Origin of the sequence: Oricola sp. (assembly GCF_965230365.1) — a bacterium.
Taxonomy (GTDB): Bacteria; Pseudomonadota; Alphaproteobacteria; order Rhizobiales; family Rhizobiaceae; genus Oricola.
In genome coordinates, this window is the sequence record NZ_OZ246003.1 from 2,575,751 (window position 1) to 2,596,718 (window position 20,968).

General features: G+C 61.5%; 17 protein-coding genes. 10 read left to right on the plus strand and 7 right to left on the minus strand.

The features are described 5' to 3' along the window. Positions 1–25: 25 nt before the first annotated feature. The 10 genes from dusB (at position 26) to hflX (ending at position 13,054) form a co-directional block, all read left to right on the plus strand. Positions 26–1,045: a tRNA dihydrouridine synthase DusB gene (dusB, locus tag ACO06R_RS12490; RefSeq protein WP_421850224.1), complete on the plus strand. Its 1,020-nt coding sequence runs from the start codon at positions 26–28 to the stop codon at positions 1,043–1,045. Next, positions 1,045–2,193 (plus strand): two-component system sensor histidine kinase NtrB, encoded by a 1,149-nt coding sequence (locus tag ACO06R_RS12495; protein ID WP_421850227.1) that lies wholly within the window; start codon positions 1,045–1,047, stop codon positions 2,191–2,193. Before dusB ends, ACO06R_RS12495 begins: the two co-directional genes overlap by 1 nt. After that, positions 2,190–3,650 (plus strand): nitrogen regulation protein NR(I), encoded by a 1,461-nt coding sequence (ntrC, locus tag ACO06R_RS12500; protein WP_421850230.1) that lies wholly within the window; start codon positions 2,190–2,192, stop codon positions 3,648–3,650. Before ACO06R_RS12495 ends, ntrC begins: the two co-directional genes overlap by 4 nt. A gap of 82 nt (positions 3,651–3,732) precedes the next feature. Next, positions 3,733–6,081: an ATP-binding protein gene (locus tag ACO06R_RS12505; protein ID WP_421850235.1), complete on the plus strand. Its 2,349-nt coding sequence runs from the start codon at positions 3,733–3,735 to the stop codon at positions 6,079–6,081. Then, a complete protein-coding gene (locus ACO06R_RS12510; protein WP_421850238.1) occupies positions 6,078–7,439 on the plus strand; it encodes a sigma-54-dependent transcriptional regulator in 1,362 nt (453 codons plus the stop codon). The genes ACO06R_RS12505 and ACO06R_RS12510 overlap by 4 nt, the downstream gene beginning before the upstream one ends. Positions 7,440–7,469: 30 nt before the next feature. Further along, positions 7,470–8,846 carry a Trk system potassium transporter TrkA gene (trkA, locus tag ACO06R_RS12515; RefSeq protein WP_421850241.1) on the plus strand — a complete coding sequence of 459 codons (1,377 nt, stop codon included), beginning with the start codon at positions 7,470–7,472 and terminating at the stop codon, positions 8,844–8,846. A 92-nt stretch (positions 8,847–8,938) separates the two neighbouring features. Beyond that, positions 8,939–10,384 carry a potassium transporter TrkG gene (locus ACO06R_RS12520; RefSeq protein WP_421850244.1) on the plus strand — a complete coding sequence of 482 codons (1,446 nt, stop codon included), beginning with the start codon at positions 8,939–8,941 and terminating at the stop codon, positions 10,382–10,384. Positions 10,385–10,435: 51 nt separating this feature from the next. Further along, positions 10,436–11,299 (plus strand): D-amino-acid transaminase, encoded by an 864-nt coding sequence (locus ACO06R_RS12525; RefSeq protein ID WP_421850246.1) that lies wholly within the window; start codon positions 10,436–10,438, stop codon positions 11,297–11,299. A gap of 142 nt (positions 11,300–11,441) precedes the next feature. Then, the gene (hfq, locus tag ACO06R_RS12530) at positions 11,442–11,693 is read left to right on the plus strand and encodes an RNA chaperone Hfq (protein ID WP_421850249.1); all 252 of its coding nucleotides are present in this window, start codon (positions 11,442–11,444) and stop codon (positions 11,691–11,693) included. Then, positions 11,690–13,054: a GTPase HflX gene (gene hflX, locus ACO06R_RS12535; RefSeq protein ID WP_421850252.1), complete on the plus strand. Its 1,365-nt coding sequence runs from the start codon at positions 11,690–11,692 to the stop codon at positions 13,052–13,054. Before hfq ends, hflX begins: the two co-directional genes overlap by 4 nt. A gap of 638 nt (positions 13,055–13,692) precedes the next feature. Here hflX and ACO06R_RS12540 read toward each other — a convergent pair. The 7 genes from ACO06R_RS12540 to metG form a co-directional block, all read right to left on the minus strand. Beyond that, on the minus strand, positions 13,693–15,192 hold the full coding sequence (locus ACO06R_RS12540; RefSeq protein WP_421850256.1) for a hypothetical protein: 1,500 nt from the start codon (positions 15,190–15,192) through the stop codon (positions 13,693–13,695). Further along, positions 15,192–16,016 (minus strand): hypothetical protein, encoded by an 825-nt coding sequence (locus ACO06R_RS12545; RefSeq protein WP_421850258.1) that lies wholly within the window; start codon positions 16,014–16,016, stop codon positions 15,192–15,194. Before ACO06R_RS12545 ends, ACO06R_RS12540 begins: the two co-directional genes overlap by 1 nt. An 85-nt stretch (positions 16,017–16,101) precedes the next feature. Continuing rightward, on the minus strand, positions 16,102–16,971 hold the full coding sequence (mazG, locus tag ACO06R_RS12550; protein WP_421850261.1) for a nucleoside triphosphate pyrophosphohydrolase: 870 nt from the start codon (positions 16,969–16,971) through the stop codon (positions 16,102–16,104). 249 nt (positions 16,972–17,220) lie between these two features. Continuing rightward, positions 17,221–17,715, minus strand: coding sequence for a YbaK/EbsC family protein (locus ACO06R_RS12555; protein ID WP_421850264.1), 495 nt, complete (start codon positions 17,713–17,715; stop codon positions 17,221–17,223). Next, on the minus strand, positions 17,712–18,533 hold the full coding sequence (locus ACO06R_RS12560; protein ID WP_421850267.1) for an MBL fold metallo-hydrolase: 822 nt from the start codon (positions 18,531–18,533) through the stop codon (positions 17,712–17,714). Before ACO06R_RS12560 ends, ACO06R_RS12555 begins: the two co-directional genes overlap by 4 nt. Continuing rightward, a complete protein-coding gene (locus tag ACO06R_RS12565; RefSeq protein ID WP_421859376.1) occupies positions 18,526–19,314 on the minus strand; it encodes a TatD family hydrolase in 789 nt (262 codons plus the stop codon). Before ACO06R_RS12565 ends, ACO06R_RS12560 begins: the two co-directional genes overlap by 8 nt. Positions 19,315–19,325: 11 nt before the next feature. After that, on the minus strand, positions 19,326–20,885 hold the full coding sequence (gene metG, locus ACO06R_RS12570) for a methionine--tRNA ligase (RefSeq protein ID WP_421850270.1): 1,560 nt from the start codon (positions 20,883–20,885) through the stop codon (positions 19,326–19,328). Positions 20,886–20,968: the final 83 nt, after the last annotated feature.

Here is a 20,968-nt window from a genome sequence, read left to right on the forward strand (position 1 = left end):
GCCTATAAGGCAATCAGGAAAACTGATGAACAAGGTCGCACAACCGCTCGAGATCGGCGGAGTGACATTGCCGAACCGGGTGTTTCTCGCTCCCATGTCAGGCGTGACCGATCTGCCATTTCGGCAGCGCGCGCATGCACATGGCGCAGGACTCGTCGTCTCGGAGATGATCGCCAGCGCCGAATACTGCAAGGACCGCCCGGAGAGCAGGCTGCGCGCGGGCTTTGGCGCATTGCCGGTGCGCATGCTCCAGTTGGCCGGACGGGAGCCATATTGGATGGCTGAAGCGGCGCGGGTCGCCGAAGCAAACGGCGCGGATATCATCGACATCAACATGGGGTGTCCGGCCAAGAAGGTCACCGGCGGTTACTCCGGTTCGGCGCTCATGCGCGATCCCGATCACGCCTTGAGCCTGATCGAGGCGACCGTGAATGCTGTCAACGTGCCGGTGACCCTGAAGATGCGGCTTGGCTGGGACAATACCTCGATCAACGCGCCGGAAATCGCCCGCCGCGCCGAAACCTCGGGCGTCCGAATGATCACCGTTCACGGTCGAACCCGCATGCAGCTCTACACTGGCCGCGCCGATTGGCATCGCGTGGCCGAGGTGCGGGCGGTCACGACGGTTCCGCTCGTCGTCAATGGTGATATCGGTTCGACCCCTGACGTGGCTGCGGCGCTCGCAGCATCTGGCGCAGATGCGGTGATGGTCGGCCGCCAAGCCTGCGGCCGTCCCTGGCTGCCTGGCGAACTTGCAGGGCAGGGCGGCTGTGGCGACACCAAAATCCCAGCGCCCGATGCGGTCGCGATGGCGGACTATGTCGTGGCCCACTACGAAGACATGCTTGCGCATTACGGCACTGCCGCTGGCGTTCGTCATGCCCGTAAGCATCTCGGTTGGTATCTCGACCGGTGCGATGGGGCGACGCCCGACTTGCGCAAGATGGTTCTGACCGCAGCACGGCCCGAGACAGTCATCGATTTGCTGCGCCGAGCATTTTTCACGCCATCCGAAATCCCACTCGCAGAATCGGTCGCTGCCTGATGCCAATGAAATTGTTCAAGAATTCCGCGCAAAACGGGACGCGTGCCCTGCAGGTGCTGCACACGCTGCGCGATCCGGTCATCATGATTGATCGCGACAACACCATCGCATTTGCCAATCTTGAGGCGGAGTATTTCTTCTCGTCCTCGCAGACTCAACTCGCGAAGTCGCGTCTGGAGGATTTTGTGGCCTTCTCCAGCCCGTTGCTGGCGCTGGTCGCGCAGGTTCGCGAGCATGAATCCCCGGTCAACGAATACCGGATCGATCTTTCCTCGCCACGCCTCGGAAACGACCGCATCGTCGATGTTCATGTTACGCCGGTCGCCGAGGAAACCGGCGCCATGGTGATCGTCTTTCGCGAGCGTTCCATGGCGGAAAAGTTCGACCGCCAAATGACACATCGCGGCGCGGCGCGTTCTGTCACCGGCCTAGCATCCATGCTGGGCCATGAGATCAAAAACCCCTTGTCCGGTATTCGTGGCGCGGCGCAGTTGCTTGAAGCGGCGGTCAGCGACGAGGACCGGGCCCTGACCGGATTGATCCGTGACGAGACCGACCGGATCGTATCGCTTGTGGAGCGCATGGAGGTGTTCTCCGATGAGCGCCCGATCGAACGTGAACCGGTCAACATTCACGTTGTCCTCGACCGAGTGCACAAGATTGCGGCTTCCGGCTTCGCCCGCGACGTCGAATTCGTCAAGCAATACGATCCGTCCTTGCCGCCAGTGCTCGGCAACAAGGATCAGTTGATCCAGGTCTTCCTGAACCTTGTGAAGAATGCCGCCGAAGCCTGCGAGGAACGCGAGAGCCCGCAGATCAAGCTTCGTACTGCCTTCCGGCCCGGCGTGCGACTGTCGATCCCTGGCGCGAATGAACGGGTCGCGCTACCGCTGGAATTCAGTGTTGAGGACAATGGCTCCGGCGTACCCGAAGACATCCAGATGCACATGTTCGATCCGTTCATCACCACAAAGCAAAATGGTTCGGGTCTTGGCCTTGCCTTGGTCGCCAAGATTGTCGGCGACCACGGCGGTGTCATCGAGTGCGACTCGCAGACCAACCGGACCGTTTTTCGAATTCTGATGCCGACGGCCCACGCCGGCACGACCATGCTTGCGCCGGAAAGCCGGCAAGGAGACCAGACATGAAGGGCAAGATCCTCGTCGCCGACGATGATGCCGCGATCCGCACGGTGGTCGGTCAGGCGCTATCGCGCGCCGGCTATGACGCCCGCCTGACATCGAACGCCGCGACGTTGTGGAGTTGGGTGGCAGCCGGTGAAGGCGATGTCGTCGTCAGCGACGTCGTCATGCCGGACGACAACCTGTTTGATATCCTGCCGCGGATCAGAAAAATCCGGCCGGAACTGCCCGTAATCGTCATGAGCGCCCAGAACACGTTCATGACCGCGATCCGGGCATCCGAGAAGGGCGCCTATGAGTATCTGCCGAAGCCTTTCGACCTGGTTGAACTGACCGGAATTGTCGGGCGGGCACTGACGGAATCACGTCGCAAGTCCGAAGAAGAGGGCGCACCGGCGGCGAAGCCAGAACATGAAGGCATGCCGCTGGTCGGCCGTTCGCCCAGCATGCAGGATATCTATCGCGTTCTTGCCCGCATGATGCAATCGGACCTGACGGTGTTGATCAACGGCGAATCTGGAACCGGAAAGGAACTGGTCGCGAGTGCCTTGCATGACTATGGCAAGCGCAAGAACGGGCCGTTTGTCGCCATCAATATGGCGGCCATTCCGCGCGACCTGATCGAATCCGAACTGTTCGGGCACGAGAAGGGCGCCTTCACCGGCGCTGCCGCGCGCTCCACCGGCCGCTTCGAGCAAGCCGAAAACGGAACCCTGTTTCTGGACGAAATCGGCGACATGCCGATGGATGCGCAGACCCGTCTTCTGCGCGTCCTGCAACAGGGCGAATACATGACCGTCGGTGGACGCACACCGATCAAGACGAATGTGCGCATCGTTGCAGCAACCAACAAGGATCTCAGCGCCCTGATCAACCAGGGCCTCTTCCGCGAAGACCTGTACTACCGGCTCAACGTTGTCCCACTGCGCATTCCGCCGCTGCGCGAACGCCTGGAAGACATCGGCGACCTCGTCGAGCATTTCCTCGCGAAGGTTCAGCGTGAGGGCCTCGAAGCCAAGCGCATTCTGCCGGAGGCCTTGCAGCTGATGGCGCGCTATCGCTGGCCCGGCAATGTGCGCGAACTGGAAAACCTGATCCGGCGCCTGAGCGCGCTGTATCCGCAGGAAGAAATCACAGCGGAGATCGTCGCCGCTGAGCTGGATGCCGGCGGCAGCGGGGAAAGCGCCCATCCTCCGGTTCTTCCCACCGACGTGACGATTTCACAGGCGGTCGAGAACAATCTCCAATCCTACTTCCGTTCATTCGGCGACGGCCTACCTCCACCGGGCCTCTACCAGCGTGTGCTGGCGGAACTGGAACAGCCGCTGATTCTGACGACATTGGCCGCAACGCGGGGCAATCAAATCCGGGCAGCAGAGGTACTCGGCCTCAACCGCAACACGCTGCGCAAAAAGATCAAGGAACACGGCCTGAGCATCTTTAAGGGCGCATCGTCAGGATAACACCTCGATTTGTGCTGTTGTGAAATTGCCACAATCTGTTGCATATTGGCTACGGGGGCAATGAATACAGCACAAGGCCACGATGGCGGTAATGCAAACCGGCAATGTCATGGACGGCGGGCCGCGCGGAGGGGTGCTTGTGCGGGCTCGCCAGATGCGCGGGATTGCGCTCGTCATCTGCGCCTTGATCGCAGCCGGCATCTCCTTTGCCGTACTCATCGGTTTGACGCCGATACAACCCGACAATCGCGTGACGCTGGCCGCCATCGGCGTGAACGGTTTCTTTGTCGCAACCATCCTCTGGCTGATCAGCACCGAACTAAGGCGAATCTTCCAGGCAAGACGTGAAGGGAAAGCCGCATCGCGCCTGCATGTGCGCATCGTCGCGCTGTTTTCCATCATCGCCGCCGTGCCGGCAATCGTCGTGGCGATCGTTGCGAGTATCACGCTAGATCTCGGGCTCGACCGCTGGTTCGAGATCCGTACCAAGACAATTGTCGACTCATCGCTTCAGATCGCGGAATCCTACATCAACGAGAATGCGGTCAATCTGCGTGACTCGACGATTACAATGGCATTCGCGCTCGACAGCCAGCGCCGGTTATACAGTCTCGATCCGTCGGGGTTCCGGCGTTTCCTGACCCAGCAGGCGCGTGCGCGCGGCATGCTCGGCGCGATCGTCATTCGGCCGGACGGCACCGTGATCCACAGCGCCGATATCGACGTCGAACGGCCGCTTCCGCTGCCACCGGAAGACGCATTGCAATCGGCAGCAGAGGGCCGGCCGGTGATCATCCCGCCGGGCGTGACCAACCTTGTCGGCGGTGTCATGAAGCTGCGCGACATCAACAACGCACTGCTCTACACGGTGCGCACGGTTGACGCCGACGTTCTCGATGCGGTCGGATTGATGCAGCAGAACCGGGTGGAATACACCGGGCTTGAAGAAAACCGCACCAATGTGCAGCTTGCGTTCGCCATCCTTTATTTCGGCTTGACTTTGATCATGCTGCTGTCGGCGATCTGGACCGGGCTCGCCGTTGCCAACCGGCTCGTCCGTCCGATCCGGCAGTTGATCAACGCGTCGGAGGAGGTGTCCGGCGGCGACCTCGATGTCCGCGTCCCGGTTCGCGCGTCGGACGGCGACGTCGGATATCTTGGCCAAACCTTTAACAGCATGGTCGGACAGCTAAAAACGCAGCGCGACGAGATCCTCCACGCCACCGATTTGATTGACCAACGTCGGCGGTTTTCGGAAGCTGTGTTGTCCGGTGTGTCCGCCGGGGTGATCGGCATCGACGATGACGGCCGGATCACTGTCGCCAACCGGTCGGCTGCAAATATCCTTCACTCCGGCGAAGACATCGCCGCCGGTACCGCGCTGTCGGAGATCTCGGGTCCGGTGGCCGCGGCGCTCGGGGAAGTCCGGCGCAGCGGGCGCCCCGACATGCGCACGCAGGTTACGTTCCTCGATCGCGGCGGGCGCGAGCGTGTTCTGAACATCCAGATCACGGTCGACCGGGAAGACATGCATGCCGAATCCGAGCCGCCGGTGGCATCCGACGAACTCGTCAGACACACCCATGTCATCACGATTGACGACATCTCCGATCTGGTCGATGCACAGAGATCCACGGCCTGGGCCGATGTCGCGCGGCGCATCGCGCACGAAATCAAGAACCCGCTGACGCCGATCCAGCTCTCCGCCGAACGCTTGCGGCGCCGCTACGGCAAGGTGGTGACCGATGACCGCGAGGTCTTCGATCAATGCACTGAAACGATCATCCGGCAGGTTGGCGATATCGGCCGTATGGTCGACGAATTCTCGTCATTTGCGCGCATGCCGAAACCGGTTATGGGTCATGCCGATTTGCGCGCCACATTGCGGGAAGCCACGTTCCTGGTTGAGGTCAGCCGCAGCGATATCGAGTTTGAGCGCGATTTCGGCGACGAGGAACTCTGGTGCCGGTTTGATGAACGCCTGGTCGGCCAGGCCATCGGCAACGTGATCAAGAACGCTTCCGAGGCGGTGGAAGCCCGGCAGACATCCGGCGATGAGGAAGCCAAGCGGGAGTTGGGCCACATCCTCGTGCGCGCCTATGCGAGTGGCCGCAACCTGGTCAATGTGGATGTCATCGACAACGGCAAGGGACTGCCGAGGCAAAACCGCGCAAAACTGCTCGAGCCGTATATGACGACACGCGAAAAAGGGACCGGTCTTGGCCTCGCAATCGTCAAGAAGATCATGGAAGACCACGACGGACAGCTTCAGTTGCACGACGCGCCGAAGAGCTTTCATGGCGGTCGCGGCGCGATGGTCCGGCTTGTGTTTCCGCGCGCAGTCGCCGCGGCCGGCGAAAAGTTGGACGGGTCTCAGACGGTGTCCGCTGAAAGTGGGGCGATCGAACCGAATTCGGAGAAAACAGCATGAAGGCTGACATTCTGATCGTCGATGATGAGCAGGATATCCGCGAGATCGTTGCCGGCATCCTGGAGGATGAAGGGCACGAGACCCGCACCGCGCACGACAGCGATAGCGCGCTAGCGGCAATCGCCGACCGCGTGCCGAAACTGGTGTTTCTCGATATCTGGTTGCAGGGCAGCAAGCTGGATGGCTTGGCTGTTCTTGGCGAAATCCAGACGATCCACCCGGGCCTTCCGGTCGTGATGATATCCGGTCACGGAAACATCGAGACGGCGGTATCGGCAATCAAACGGGGCGCATACGATTACATCGAAAAGCCCTTCAAGGCCGACCGGCTGGTCTTGATCGCCGAACGCGCGCTTGAGACCTCGAAACTCAGGCTTGAAGTCGAAGACCTGAAACGCCGGACCGATGAATCGGCAGAACTGATCGGCGATTCAGTCGCCATGAACACGCTTAGACAGACGATTTCGCGGGTGGCGCCGACAAACAGCCGTATTCTGATTACCGGCCCCTCCGGCTCGGGCAAGGAACTCGTAGCCCGTGCCATCCATGCGGAATCCAGCAGGGAATCCGCCCCTTTCGTCGTGATCAACGCGGCAGCGATTACACCCAGCCGCATGGAAACCGAACTGTTCGGCACCGAACCGAATGGCGGTGAGCGTAAGGTCGGCGCGCTCGAACAGGCGCATGGCGGTATCCTGTATCTCGACGAAATCGCCGACATGCCGCTAGAAACCCAGACCAAGATCCTGCGTGTTCTGGTGGAGCAGGAGTTCGAACGCGTCGGTGGCGTGCGGCGCGTGAAGGTCGACGTTCGAATCATTTCTTCGACAGCATTTGATCTGGAAGGATTGATCGAGGCAAAGCGGTTTCGCCGCGACTTGATGAACCGCTTGGGTGTCGTCCCGATCGACGTGCCACCGCTTTCGGAACGGCGCGAGGACATTCCGCTGCTCGTCCAGAGTTTCATGAAGCAGATTAGTGACAAGACCGGAATCAAGTCGAAATTCATCGGCGACGACGCCATGGCTGTCCTTCAGACGCACGACTGGCCAGGCAATATCAGGCAGCTGAAGAACAACATCGAACGCTTGATGATCCTGACGCGCGAAGAACCCGATGACGTTACAATCGGCGTCGACATGCTGCCAGCCGAACTGGGCGAGAACTTGCCTCGCGCGCCGACCGCAGATGACGCGCACATCATGGCGCTGCCGTTGCGTGAAGCGCGCGAGCGTTTCGAGCGCGATTATCTGTTGGCGCAGATATCGCGATTTGGCGGAAACATCTCGCGCACAGCCGAATTCGTTGGTATGGAGCGGTCCGCACTACACCGCAAACTGAAGTCGCTTGGGGTGTAGGGTCGATTGATCATCAAGGCGAATGTCTGAATGCGGGTAATAATATGCGGAGCGGGGCAGGTCGGTTACGGTATCGCCGAGCGACTGGCGACCGAGGGTAACGATGTCTCGGTCATAGATACGTCCGCCACGCTGATCCATCGCATCCGCGATACGCTCGATGTACGCGGATTTGTGGGCCATGGCAGCCATCCCGATGTGTTGGCTGCCGCAGCCGCCGACCAAGCCGACATGATCATCGCGGTCACGCTGTTCGACGAAGTCAACATGACGGCGTGTCAGGTTGCCCATTCGCTCTTTGACGTTCCGACCAAGATCGCGCGCATCCGCTCGCAAAGCTATCTCGCAGCGCATTACTCGAACCTGTTCTCGCGCGACCATCTTCCCATCGATGTGATCATCTCGCCCGAACGCGAAGTCGGTGACGTTGTTTTGCGGCGGATCGCTTCGCCGGGCGCAACCGATATCGTGCAATTTGCCGAGGGCAATGTGACGATGATGGCGATCGAGTGTCGCGAAGACTGCCCGGTGATCAATACGCCGCTCAGCCAATTGACTGAGCTGTTTCCCGATCTCTCCGCGACGGTCGTCGGCGTGTGGCGCAACGACCGGCTGTTCGTGCCGCACTCGGCCGATCAGCTGTTGGCCGGCGACCTGGTCTATGTCATCTCGCATCGCCGTCAGGTCAAACGCACGCTCAGCCTTTTCGGGCACGACGAAACGGAGGCCAGCCGGATCATCATCGCAGGTGGCGGCAATATCGGCCTGTATGTCGCATCCCAGCTCGAGGAGAGGGGGGCGCGTACCAAGGTGAAGATCATCGAGGCAAGCCACGCGCGCGCCGTCGAGGTCGCCGACAAGCTCCGCCGCACCGTCGTGCTGAATGGCAGCGCGTTGGATCAACAGGTGCTGATCGAGGCCGATATCGAGGATAGCGATCTGGTCGTCTCGCTTACCAATGATGATCAGGTCAACATTCTGTCGTCGGTCATGGCCAAGCGGCTCGGCAGCAAATCGACGCTCGCCCTGATCAACGACCCTGTCTATCATGGCTTTACGGCCACGCTCGGCATCGATGCCCAACTCAACCCGCGCGCGGTCACCGTCTCGCGCATCCTGCAGCATGTTCGCCGTGGCCGCATTCGGCAGGTTCACAGCGTGCAAAAGGGTTCGGCCGAGGTCATCGAGGCGGAAGCGCTGGAGACATCGCCGCTGGTCGGCAAGCCGCTGCGCGAGTTGGACCTGCCCGACGACATTCGCATCGGCGCGGTGTTTCGCAACAACCTGGTGATCAAGCCGGATGGCGAGACTACGATCAAGGCCAAGGATCGCGTCATCATTTTCGCTGTGTCTTCGGCGGTTCGCCAGGTCGAACAGATGTTCCGGGTCAGCCTCGAATTCTTCTGACGGGCAGGCGGCGACCGGAGGCCGCCTGATCCGCAAGCAACCGAGACAGAACACTGCGCACGGTCATCTTCCTTCTCGCTTTCGCATCGGTCATGTTCCTTGCCTCGCTGGCAGGACCGATCCTGGTCGGTATCGCGCATGGCGAAAGCGAGCAGGCGATACGGTTGACGATTGTCTGTGCTGTCGGCGTGTTCATTTCGGGCATCTGCACGGCAGCGACGCTGGGATACCGGCATGCGCTCACGCATACACGTTTGATCCTGACGATGGTACTTGTCTGGCTGACCATGTCGGCCATCGGCGCGCTGCCGCTCTACGTGGCCGGTAACATGCCGTTCGGAAAGGCGCTTTTCGAGAGCGTGTCCGGGCTGACCACCAGCGGCGCTACGCTTCTGACAGCGCGCGAGGAGTTGCCCCGCTCGATCATCTTCTGGCGGGTCCAGCTCGAATGGGCGGGCGGCTTCCTGACGCTTGCATCGCTGTTTCTGGTCCTTTCTCCCCTGGCGATCGGCGGAGTGCCGAAACGAGCGATCGCGGCAGACTGGCAGATGGTCATGGACGACGGCAGGGATGCCGGCCTGGAGCACCTGAAACGCTATTTTCCTCTGTTGGTCTTCTACGGCGCGGCGACCTTGATCGTTTACTTCGCGTTTGTGGCCAGCGGAGCGGGCAGCCTCGATGCTGCCTATCTGACGATGACCGGCATCTCGACCGGCGGTTTCAGTCCCTACGACGTGGAGCTGGAACTGCACCATGGCGTGCCGACGATCGCGGTGATGGCAATCGTCCTCGCAGTCTCGGCGACGAGCATATTCTGGCAGCGCTACGACGTCTCCAGCCTCCTGCAACGCCTGGTGAACAACCGCGAAGCGCTGTGGGTGTTCGCCATAGTCGGTCTGATGACCTTGTCGTACACGGTTGCATTCGGTGCGGTCAGCGGCTGGGCGCCGAATTGGCTTTCGCCCTCGGTGATCGTCGACAGCGCCTTCGCCGCCGCATCGATCGTATCGACCTCCGGGCTGGAATCGCGCCCGGGCGTCATCGCGCTTCTGCCCGAAACGCTGGTATTCTCGGTCGCGTTCTTCGGCGCTGCGGTGTTCTCGACATCGTCCGGGCTCAAGGTCCACCGCTTGGGCGCGATGCTCGTCCAGTCGGTGCGCGAGCTGAGTTTGCTGATCTATCCAAGCTCGATCACCCCGACCCGGATCGCCGGTGCGCGGTACTCTGAAAACATGCTGGTCGAGATCTGGCCGGTGCTGGTGCTGCTTCTCGCGGTGATGGCGATTGGCGTGTTCGCGCTGGCCGGCGGCACGGGCAGCATCGAATCGGCGATCGTTGCCGCAATGGCACTGGTGTTGAACGCCGCGCCGCTCTATGACGCTTTCGCCCCACTTGGCGCTGCGCCCGATGTCTGGCCGCAATTCAGGGACTTCTCCGCATTCGAACAACTCGTGGCCGGCGTGATCATGCTGTTGGGGCGGCTGGAGTTCATAGCAGTGTTTGCAATTTTGAACGTCAAGTTCTGGATAAGCCGCTGATAAAGTACTGGTCCGACGGCATTTTGCCGGCGGCTGCGAACGGAGGGAACCATGGGCCGCATCGCATATGTCAATGGCCGCTACGTACATGGCCGGGACGCCACAGTGAACGTCGAAGACCGCGGCTATCAGTTCGCCGACGGCGTCTACGAGGTCTGCGAAATCCGCGACGGCGCGCTCATCGACATGACCCGGCACCTTGATCGGCTGGACCGGTCGCTTCGCGAACTGGAAATCCGTTGGCCGATGGATCGCGACGCGCTCCAGATCGTCCTTGGCGAGGTGGCACGGCGCAACCGGGTGCATGACGGGCTCGTCTATGTGCAAGTGACCCGCGGTGTGGCGCGGCGCGATCATGTTTTCCCTTCCGCCGATACGCAACCGGCAGTGGTGGTTACCGCCAAGTCGACCGATCCGCAGGTTTTCGCGAACAAGGCCAAGGAAGGCGTTGCGGTCATCACCGTCCCTGAAAACCGCTGGGACCGCGTCGACATCAAATCCATCGGCCTCCTGCCGAATGTGCTCGCCCGCCAGAAGGCCAAAGAGGCCGGGGCTGCCGAGGCCTGGTTCGTCGACCGCGACGGCATGGTCACCGAAGGCGGCGCGACCAATGCCTGGATCGTCACGCCCGATGGCAAACTGGTGACACGGCCGGCTGAAACAGGAATCCTGCGCGGCATCACCCGGACGGTCGCGCTCGAGGTGGCCGAGGCGCACGACCTTCAAATCGAGGAACGTGCATTCACACCGGACGAGGCCAAATCGGCGCGCGAAGCGTTTATGACATCGGCAACTTCAATGGTCATGCCTATCGTCAGGATCGACGGCGTGTCGATCGGAAACGGCCATCCGGGCATCACCACGATGGCATTACGAGACTCATTCTATGACAAGGCGGAAAAAACCCTGTTATAATTTGTCGCAATTGCGTTCCTGCCGTAGCGAAAGAACTGCTAGGTTCGCGCGCTGCGATCCGCGCTGTTTTTCTATAACGGTGCATTGCAGCGAAACACGATCCCCTCTATTTTTCTGGCCAGGGAATAAAAACGGATAAAACATGGCAGATCGCTCCCAAAACCTGCAAGACCAGTTTCTGAATGCTGTCCGCAAGCAGAAGATTCCGTTGACGATTTTTCTCGTTAACGGTGTGAAGCTGACGGGCGTCGTGACGTCGTTTGACAACTTTTGTGTGTTGCTGCGCCGCGATGGCCATGCGCAGCTTGTGTATAAACACGCCATCTCGACGATCATGCCCGGCCAGCCGGTGAACATGTTCGAAACCGAAGAAGCCGCCGCCAAAACGGGTTGACCAAACACTCCGACACATCCCGCGCACCGCTTGGTGCGTCGAAACAGGCGTTTGTGGATCGCGTCGGCGAGCCGACGCGCGCCATCGTGCTTGAGCCGGAGATCAAGTCGGCGCGCAGCGTCGGCGGCGATCAGGCGAGTGCGTCGCGGCGGCCGGCCGCCGAACGGCTGATCGAGGCGGAAGGGCTGGCGCGCGCCATCGATCTCGATATCGCGCACAGCGCCATCGTGCCGGTCAACCAGCCCCGCCCTGCAACACTGCTCGGGTCGGGCACGGTCGAGGAACTGGCCGGCACGGTCAAGGCAACCGGCGCGGAACTGGTGATCGTCGACCATGCGCTGTCGCCGGTACAGCAGCGCAACCTGGAAAAGGAATGGCACGCCAAGGTGCTCGATCGCACCGGGCTGATCCTGGAAATCTTCGGCCGCCGCGCCCAGACGCGCGAGGGCCGCTTGCAGGTCGAGCTGGCGCATCTGAACTTCCAGCGCGGCCGGTTGGTCAGAAGCTGGACCCACCTTGAACGCCAGCGCGGCGGCGCCGGCTTCCTCGGCGGACCGGGCGAAACCCAGATCGAGGCCGACCGCCGGCTGCTGCAGGACAAGATCAAGAAACTGGAGCGCGAGCTTGAAAGCGTCCGGCGGACCCGCACGCTGCACCGCGCCAAGCGCAAGAAGGTGCCGCTGCCCGTCGTCTCGCTGGTTGGCTATACCAATGCCGGCAAGTCCACGCTGTTCAACCGGCTCACCGGGGCAGGGGTCCTTGCCGAGGACATGCTGTTTGCGACACTCGACCCGACGCTGCGGCGCGTCCGGCTGCCCGGCGGCACCTGGATCATCCTGTCGGATACGGTGGGCTTCATCTCCGACCTGCCGACCCATCTCGTTGCCGCTTTCCGCGCCACGCTGGAAGAGGTGCAGGAGGCCGAAGTCGTGCTGCATGTGCGCGACATCTCCAGTGGCGCGGCGCGCGAAGAGGCCGGTGACGTGGCGCAGATCCTGCGCGATCTCGATGTCGACCCGGAGGACGGTCGGCATGTGATCGAGGTGCTCAACAAGACCGATCTGATTGAGCCGGCCGCGCGTGAGGCTCTCGAAGGCCGCGATGACGGTGACGGGCCGCCGGCAATCCCGGTTTCGGCGACGACCGGGGAGGGGCTCGACACGCTGCTCACTGCAATCGAGGAACGGGTCGCCGGCGCGCTGGTGCCGTGCACCTTCGATATCGCGCCGGATCGCTATGCCGATCTCGCCTGGCTCTACGAGCATGGCAGCGTTCGCGATCGGCGCACCGCCGATGACGGGACGGTGACCGTCGATGTTGACCTGACCGCCGAGAACGCCGCCGCCTTCGAACGGCGATAGGGCGCAAGAAGGGCGCAAGTCTCCATCGCTCTCCATCGGCGCGCCCCGTTTCCCGAGGCCGGGTTGTCAAAGAACCCGGACGAAGTCCGCAAGCGCGACCGCGCGACCGAGGGGAGCTTGTCCCACCCTTAAGCTTCGCTTCGCTCGCTGGCGGGCCCCTGATTGCGAGGCCCATGCGGAGGCGTTCACGCGCAGCGTGAACTGCCGTGAGCACGAAAAAATGGAAGACGGGCGGTCAAAGCATCGCAACGTCTAAAAGGTATAGCGATCCTCGGACCGCCCGCTCGGTGGTCTTGCAGCTTCGGTCGGCGGCCCGGATCGTATTGTCCGGGAAAACAAGACTGCGCGCGCCGCTTCATGCCGCCCTGACTTGGGGGTTCATCACCCAGTGACACACCTCTGCGCCACCAGCCAGGCACCGTCCCTCTCCCTGTGAGCCGGTGTGCACCCAGACTTCCGTGAGAAGGCGGGCAGATTGTAAGCGAGGGTTTGGGAGCGGTGGATATGTCTGGCTGGCGCTCAGTTGCTTTGCCAGCCGCAGGCCTCTGATTATTGGCGGTTTTTCCGCAATCTGGGGTGGATCACCGCCGGTGCTTCATCCATCGAATTTCGGCCACCTCAGCGCACTATGACAGTCGCTACCAACCGCAGTCCATCCGCACCTCATGTGTTGACGGAAAGAACATCGTAAACATGCGGTTCTCGCAAGTGTGCAACAGCTTGGCGTCCTCATTGTAGTAATAGGCCTTGTAGGCGGTTCCGGCACCACGCCCGCAAGGTCGAAGGTTCAAGCCCTTGTTGCATTTGATGTTGTAGGAACGTGTCGGCACAACCACGACGAAATTGCCGGTCGCTTCATGGGCCTTATTTTCTTCATTGTAGTTGACGATGCCGAACGGGCATCCGCCTGCCTGGAATGATCGAATGGTCTTGCCGCTCCGTGCATCGCGCTGCTGGGTCTGGGCGGTAGAGCCAAGACGACATGTCCCGGCGACAAAGGTGTCTTCCGTAAACGGCTCCGCATATTCGTAGGGGCCATGCCGCGCGTCGCCATCGACATGAACAATGTCGTCGTAATCGATGCTGTAAATAAGCGCCCGGGCGCCGTCGAATTTTGGCTCATAGCCCTCTTCGAGCGCCTCGGTGTCGACACCCGCCGGCGTGAAATTGAAGTAGGTGAACTCCAGCGACTGGCTGAGTTTCTTGTAGTCTTCGATCGCTTGCTCGTAGGGCCCATGATTGTCGCCCGTACGCAATCCCGCAGGCAGGTTGGAGATCTTCTCGAGATATGCGCTGAACCCCTTGCGCCACTCCCACCAGTCCTCGGGCGAGGCCAGTGGTCCGGAGGCCTCCGCCCGCAGATAGGCATCGGTCCAGGCATTGTTCGGGTCCCGGCGCTTCAGGTCGATGCCATAGCTGCGCTTCAAGCCCTCGACCAGACGATCATAGACCAGTTCCTGCATGCGATAGGTTTCGCGGTCGTCATAGGCGCGCATATAGTAGTCATGCAGGTGAAAGAAATTCAGTTCGGCATCCACAAGGCGGGCAGAAGAGAGAACCAGACCCTCTGTCCACATCTCCTTAGCGGTTTCCGCTCCCACATGGTCGATGTCCTGGTTGTGATAGAGGAACAGATCGTCCCAATCGGGACTGCCCGGCACGTTGAAGGACCATTTGCCCGGCGCGCCGGTGGCACCGACGCTTTCGACCACATCGACATAGGTGACAAGGGTGCCCCCGCCCTTCGTTGCGAAGGTCATGCGGAGCTTCAAGTCGTTGAGCCGGATTTTTCCGACCATCTTTTCGCTCAACTGATTGAAGTTCAAGTTGGTGTAGCGAATGCCGCGATCAGTGACTTTGGGTATGGTGACGATACCAGCCACGGGATCGAATTTCAGGTGGACCGAAATCACCGGTTCGCCCAGCAACAAACCCAATCTTGCCTTGGCCTCCCAGCGGATATCGAGATAAGCGCGCTTTGCGGCATCGAGGGATTCGTCGTCGATCCTTGAGATCCCGGCCACATGGTTGTCGACACTCAGCCGCTCACTGCCGGACAGATCGAACTCCATGCGCTCGGCCTGCGCGGGCACCGCGCAAGCCAGGATAATCAGCGCGATACCCAAGAGGTGGCGCATCAATTGTTCAGCCAGGCGTCGAGTTTGGCGTCCTGCTCGGCCGAGACTTTCGGCGCATTGCCGGTATCGCTGTCGGACAGATCAGACAGGTTGAGGTCTTTCAGGCTGCTTGGGACTTCGATCCCGGTCAGGACGTAACCGTCCTCCATGAGCGATCCGAGAAACGCCTCCCATTCCGCATTGCTGATCAGTTCTTGCGGCAGCGGGCCCCAGAAATCCGCTTTCTTGTCTTCGGCGATGTCGCATTGCAGGGCCGGGCGGCAGGGCGTTCCCTCCGGCCAGGTGGGGCAGTAGTCGGCCGTGACGCAGTTCTGGCCCGGCAGCATCTCGCGTTTCACGACACTGTCAAAACCCGCCATGTCCTCCCTGCCGTTCTTCTTCTTGTAGAAGAAACGCGGCCCGGGGCTGTCTGCCTGCAGGACATTGTAGGAGAATCCGAGGACCGGCTTCGGGGCATCCGGCGGCCAGCTATAGCTGTCCTCGTTGACCGCATAGGTGCCGGAACCGCCACCGGACCGGTAGAAACGGATTTCCGGCTGCCCGTCGCCGTCATAATCGATCGTATCCACGTCCTTGCCGCAGAATTCCTCGCGCTCGAAGAAAACCGGCGCAGGGCCGCTGGTGCGGAACAAGACCAAGCCGACACCAGTCGCGCTGCGGCAGAAGGTCATGAAATGGGCATCCGCATCGGGCAAGCTACCCTTGGATGAGGGTTCACCATGCTTGGCTACCAGTTGACGGAAAATCTCGTTCAACTGCGCATCGCTTGCTGCAGGCGTGGCGACAACAGTTGTCGCGATACAAAGCGCCGCGATCGGCATCACTTTCATTTCCATGGGAGAGCAGGACCTTCGTCTTCGTTCGTGTGTTCTTACGAACGATAACGGGTCGTTCTGCAAATTCAATCTCTTAACGCATCAGATGCGTCACTTGAGCCTGGTCTTTGGGCACCGCCGTCTTCGCCTCCTGCCACAGCGCCTCCATCTCGTCGAGCGAGGCGCTGGCCGGGTCGCGGCCGGCTTGGGCCAGGCGTTTCTCGATGTGGCGGAAGCGGGTCAAAAATTTCAGGTTTGCGGCCTCGAGCGCGGCCTCCGGCTCGATGTCGAGATGCCGTCCGAGATTGACCAGCGCGAACAGCAGGTCGCCATATTCCTCGCGGACCTTGTCTTCGGCGCCCGTCTGCATGGCCTCGCGCAGCTCGCCGATTTCCTCCTCGATCTTGTCGAGGATCGGCGGTGCGGTGTCCCAGTCGAACCCGACGCGCGCCGCCTTGCGCTGCAGCTTGATGGCGCGCATCAGCGCGGGAAGGGCGCGCGGCACGTCATCAAGCAGGGAAGGGGCGTTGTCGGCCGCAACGCCGTTCGGCCCCTCAACCGCGGCGTGGCGTGCGGCCTTTTCGGCCTTTTCTTCCGCCTTGATCTTCTCCCACATGCCCTTGGCGAGCTTTTTGCCGCGCACCGTCTCGTCGCCGAAGACATGCGGATGGCGGCGGATCATCTTCTGCGTGATCGCCTCGACCACGGCGCCGAAGTCGAAATGGCCGGCTTCCTCGGCCATGCGGGCATGGAACACCACCTGCAAAAGCAGGTCGCCGAGTTCGTCCGGCAGATCGACCATGTCGTTGCGCTCGATCGCGTCGGCGACCTCATAGGCCTCCTCGATCGTGTAGGGCGCGATGGTGGAAAATGTCTGCTCGACGTCCCAGGGACAGCCGCTCTCGGGATCGCGCAGGGCGGCCATGATCTCCAGAAGGCGGGAAATGTCGCGCGATGGGGTCATGGCGACAGCATTACTTCAGCCGGTCGGTTGGCGCATGACGGCCGGCGCGATGTCCACAGCATTCAGCGGGCACTCATGACAAACCGGCTAGAACGGGGGCCGGCCGTGGGTTCATGCCGTGGTGTGATCGACGGCATCAAAAGCAGCGTTTCAAGTGCCGCGACATGGGCGCGTGCGATATCGAAAACCTGTTTCACGAGTTCTGCACTCGATGATGATATGTCGCATAAGATGGATTATGGAACTATACTAAGTGACTACGCGGACGATCTGTGGGCTGATCGCTTCAGCCAAAGCCTTGGGGTCGGCGTTGAACACCGCATCCGGTCGGCCCGCCGCAGCCCAGACCGTGTCATAGCCAAGCAACGCCTCGTCCATCAGCGTTCTGATTGGCTCGGTATGGCCAATCGGTGCAACGCCGCCAATCGCAAAGCCGGTTTCCTTGCGTACGCGTTTGCCGTCACATCGCTTTAGCTGGATATCGTATATCTTTGAAATGTAATCCAGATCGGCGTTTCGGTCGCCAGACACCAGCACCAGCACAAGCGCGCCGTCGGCAGCGTTCTCGAAGACCAGCGACTTGACGATCTGGCCGACCGCGCAGCCACAGGCCGCCGCCGCGTCTTCGGCCGTGCGCGTCGATTGAGCCATGACACGCAACGTGATGACGAGCCCAAGCCGCTCGGCTGTCTGAGCGACGCGCTCCATCGATGAACCGGGTTTCGGGACGACGGGATCGCTCATGATGCCTCCAGTTCCAGCACGAGCCCATCATGGCACGGCTCGACGCTGGCCGGCGTCTCGTGCAGAACCGTCTCGTAGTCGAGCGGAATATGCATATGCGTGAGATATGCCTTTTTCGGCCTCAGTTCCATAATCACCGCCAAGGCCTGGTCCAGCGATAAGTGGCTTGGATGCTCGCGATATTGCAGCGCATCGACGATCAGCACGTCAAGACCGCGCATTTGTGCCAGCGTCGCTGTCGGAAACGCGCTGACATCCGGACAATAGGCCAACCCGCCGATGCGAAAGCCCAGCGAAACGATCGAGCCATGCTGCTGCGGAAGCGGTTCGAAACGGATCGGCCCGCCCGGCCCTTCGACGGCAAAAGGCGTTGCATGATCGATCGGATTGGCGCGCAGGATCGGCGGATAGGAACTGCCCGCCGGTGTCTCGAAGCAATAGGAAAACGCTTCGCGCAGCCGGCGCTCGGTCGGCGCGTCGGCCCAGATGTCCATCAGTCGTTTCTGGTAAAGAACCAGGGTGCGCAGATCGTCGATGCCGTGGATATGGTCGGCATGCGGATGGGTGTAGACGACGCCATCGAGCTGCGTGACGGATGCCGCCAGCATCTGCTGGCGGAAGTCCGGCCCGGTGTCGATCACGACGCAGGTCTTCGCGCCATCCGGCAGAATGCGTTCGACCAGCAGCGAGGCGCGCAGCCGGCGGTTACGCGGGTTCTGCGGATCGCAATTGCCCCAGTCGCCATTCAGCCGCGGCGTGCCCGGCGACGAGCCGCAGCCAAGCACGGTAAACCGCATGGTGGCCGGCGCGTCAGGCATCGTGGCGCGGCACCTTCGAGAAGAGCCGGTAGAAGTTTTCCGTTGTCTGGCGGCCGATCTCGTCGGCGGAAACGCCCTTGACCTCGGCCAGCACGGACGCCGTGTGCGCGACATGCGCCGGCTCGTTGCGCTTTCCCCGGAATGGCTGCGGCGCGAGATATGGCGCGTCGGTCTCGACCAACAATCGTTCGACCGGCAAGTCGCGGGCAATTGCGCGCAGTTCGTCGGACCGCTTGAAGGTCAGAATGCCGGAAAACGACACATAGCCGCCGAGCACGATGCCGGTTTCGGCGAGCGCGCGGCCGGACGAGAAGCAGTGCAACACGAAGGGAAAGGCCCCCTTCCCCCGGCTTTCCTCCGTCAGGATCGCCGCCATGTCGTCGTCGGCATCGCGCGCATGAATGACCAGCGGAAGGCCGGTGCGTCGTGCAGCCGCGATGTGACGGCGGAGACCGGCGGCCTGCTGATCGCGCGGCGCCTTGTCGTAGTAATAGTCGAGCCCGGCCTCGCCGATGGCGACCACCTTCGGGCCTTCGGCAAGCGCCACCAGCTCGTCGGCCGTGATGTCCGGCTCCTCGGCGGCATTGTGCGGATGCGTGCCGACCGAGCAAAACACATCGTCATAGGTGTCGGCGATGGCGCGGATGCGCTCGAACTGGCGGACCCGCGTCGAGATGGTGACCATGCGCACCAGCCCGGCTTCGCGGGCGCGCGCGACGATGGCGTCGCGCTCTTCCTCGAAATCGGGAAAATCGAGATGGCAATGGCTGTCGACAAGCACGGTCATCGCTGTCAGTCGGCGCCTTCCTTCTCGACATAACGCGGGAACACGCCCGAAGGCGCAGGCAGCGGCGTACCGGGCACCAATCTGTCTTCGAGCGCGGCGAAATTGCGTTTGTCGGAAGGTGCCGCGACCAGGTCGAGCAGCTTCTCCGCAGATGCCGGGATATAAGGCTGCGCCAGGATGGCAATCCGGCGGACAGTCTCGGCAACGACATAAAGAACGGTCGCCATGCGCTCCGGATCGGTCTTGCGCAACGCCCAGGGCGCTTGCGCGTCAATGTAACGATCGCCGGCTGCCGCCACTTCGAAGGTCGCTTCAACCGCCTTGTGGATCGCCTGACGATCCATCGCCCCACGGGCAGCGGCGAGCGCGGCTGCGCCTTCTGCCAGCAGGGCTTCGTCCTCGGCGGTCAAGTCGCCATGCTGCGGTACCGCGCCGCCGCAATGCTTGGCGATCATCGACAGCGAGCGCTGTGCCAGGTTGCCGAGGCCGTTGGCGAGGTCGGCATTGATGCGGTTGACGATGGCCTCGTGGCTGTAGGAGCCGTCATTGCCAAAGGGCACTTCACGCATGAAGAAGTAGCGCACCTGGTCGAGACCGTAGGCGTCGATCAGCGCAAACGGGTCGACGACGTTGCCGACCGACTTCGACATCTTCTCGCCCTTGTTGAACAGGAAGCCGTGGGCAAAGACGCGCTTCGGCAATTCGACACCGGCACTCATCAGGAAGGCCGGCCAGTAGACGGCGTGGAAGCGGACGATGTCCTTGCCGATGATGTGCGTGGCCGGCCAGTAGCCCCAGCGCTCGGCATTCTCGTCGGGAAATCCGGCGGCGGTGATGTAGTTGGTCAGCGCATCGACCCAGACATACATGACATGGTCGTCATTGCCCGGCACCGGCACGCCCCAGTCGAAGGTCGTGCGCGAGATGGACAGATCCTTGAGGCCGGACTTGACGAAGCTCGCGACCTCGTTGCGGCGTTCGGTCGGCAGCACGAAGTCGGGGTTCTTTTCGTAGAGTTCGAGAAGTCTGTCTCCATAGGCAGACAGGCGGAAATAGTAGCTTTCCTCCTCGACCCACTCGACCGGCGAACCGAGCGGTTCACGGCGCACGCCGTCCTCGCCGACGGTGGTTTCGCCCTCGTCGAAATAGCCCTCTTGGCGCACCGAATACCAGCCGCCATACTTGCCGAGATAGATGTCGCCATTGGCCTCCATGCGCTTCCACAACTCCTGGACGGATGTCTTGTGGCGCGCCTCGGTGGTGCGGATGAAATCGTCATTGGAGCAGCCGAGGGTCTCGACCATGCGGCGGAAGATGGCCGAGTTCTTGTCGGCCAGCTCGATCGGCGTAATGCCTTCCTGCTCCGCCGTCTGCTGCATCTTCTGGCCGTGTTCGTCCGTTCCGGTCAGAAAGAAAACATCCTTGCCATCGTGGCGGGCGAAGCGAGCCAGCACATCGGTCGCGATCGCGGTATAGGCGTGGCCGATATGCGGGGCGCCGTTGGGATAGAAAATCGGCGTCGTGATGTAGAAGCGTTCGTTGGAAGACACAGTGTTGGAAGTCATGGATACCGGTTTGCGAGCGGGTGAGCGAGGTGCCCTGCTCTATCCGATTTCTGGCGGCAAAGAAAAGCCGCAGTCACAAAAAA

Coding starts and splice junctions, on each gene's coding strand:
- dusB (WP_421850224.1), top strand. CDS start 26: ATGAACAAGGTCGCACAACCGCTCGAGATCGGCGGAGTGACATTGCCG.
- ACO06R_RS12495 (WP_421850227.1), top strand. CDS start 1,045: ATGCCAATGAAATTGTTCAAGAATTCCGCGCAAAACGGGACGCGTGCC.
- ntrC (WP_421850230.1), top strand. CDS start 2,190: ATGAAGGGCAAGATCCTCGTCGCCGACGATGATGCCGCGATCCGCACG.
- ACO06R_RS12505 (WP_421850235.1), top strand. CDS start 3,733: ATGGCGGTAATGCAAACCGGCAATGTCATGGACGGCGGGCCGCGCGGA.
- ACO06R_RS12510 (WP_421850238.1), top strand. CDS start 6,078: ATGAAGGCTGACATTCTGATCGTCGATGATGAGCAGGATATCCGCGAG.
- trkA (WP_421850241.1), top strand. CDS start 7,470: ATGCGGGTAATAATATGCGGAGCGGGGCAGGTCGGTTACGGTATCGCC.
- ACO06R_RS12520 (WP_421850244.1), top strand. CDS start 8,939: ATGTTCCTTGCCTCGCTGGCAGGACCGATCCTGGTCGGTATCGCGCAT.
- ACO06R_RS12525 (WP_421850246.1), top strand. CDS start 10,436: ATGGGCCGCATCGCATATGTCAATGGCCGCTACGTACATGGCCGGGAC.
- hfq (WP_421850249.1), top strand. CDS start 11,442: ATGGCAGATCGCTCCCAAAACCTGCAAGACCAGTTTCTGAATGCTGTC.
- ACO06R_RS12540 (WP_421850256.1), bottom strand. CDS start 15,192: ATGCGCCACCTCTTGGGTATCGCGCTGATTATCCTGGCTTGCGCGGTG.
- mazG (WP_421850261.1), bottom strand. CDS start 16,971: ATGACCCCATCGCGCGACATTTCCCGCCTTCTGGAGATCATGGCCGCC.
- ACO06R_RS12555 (WP_421850264.1), bottom strand. CDS start 17,715: ATGAGCGATCCCGTCGTCCCGAAACCCGGTTCATCGATGGAGCGCGTC.
- ACO06R_RS12560 (WP_421850267.1), bottom strand. CDS start 18,533: ATGCCTGACGCGCCGGCCACCATGCGGTTTACCGTGCTTGGCTGCGGC.
- metG (WP_421850270.1), bottom strand. CDS start 20,885: ATGACTTCCAACACTGTGTCTTCCAACGAACGCTTCTACATCACGACG.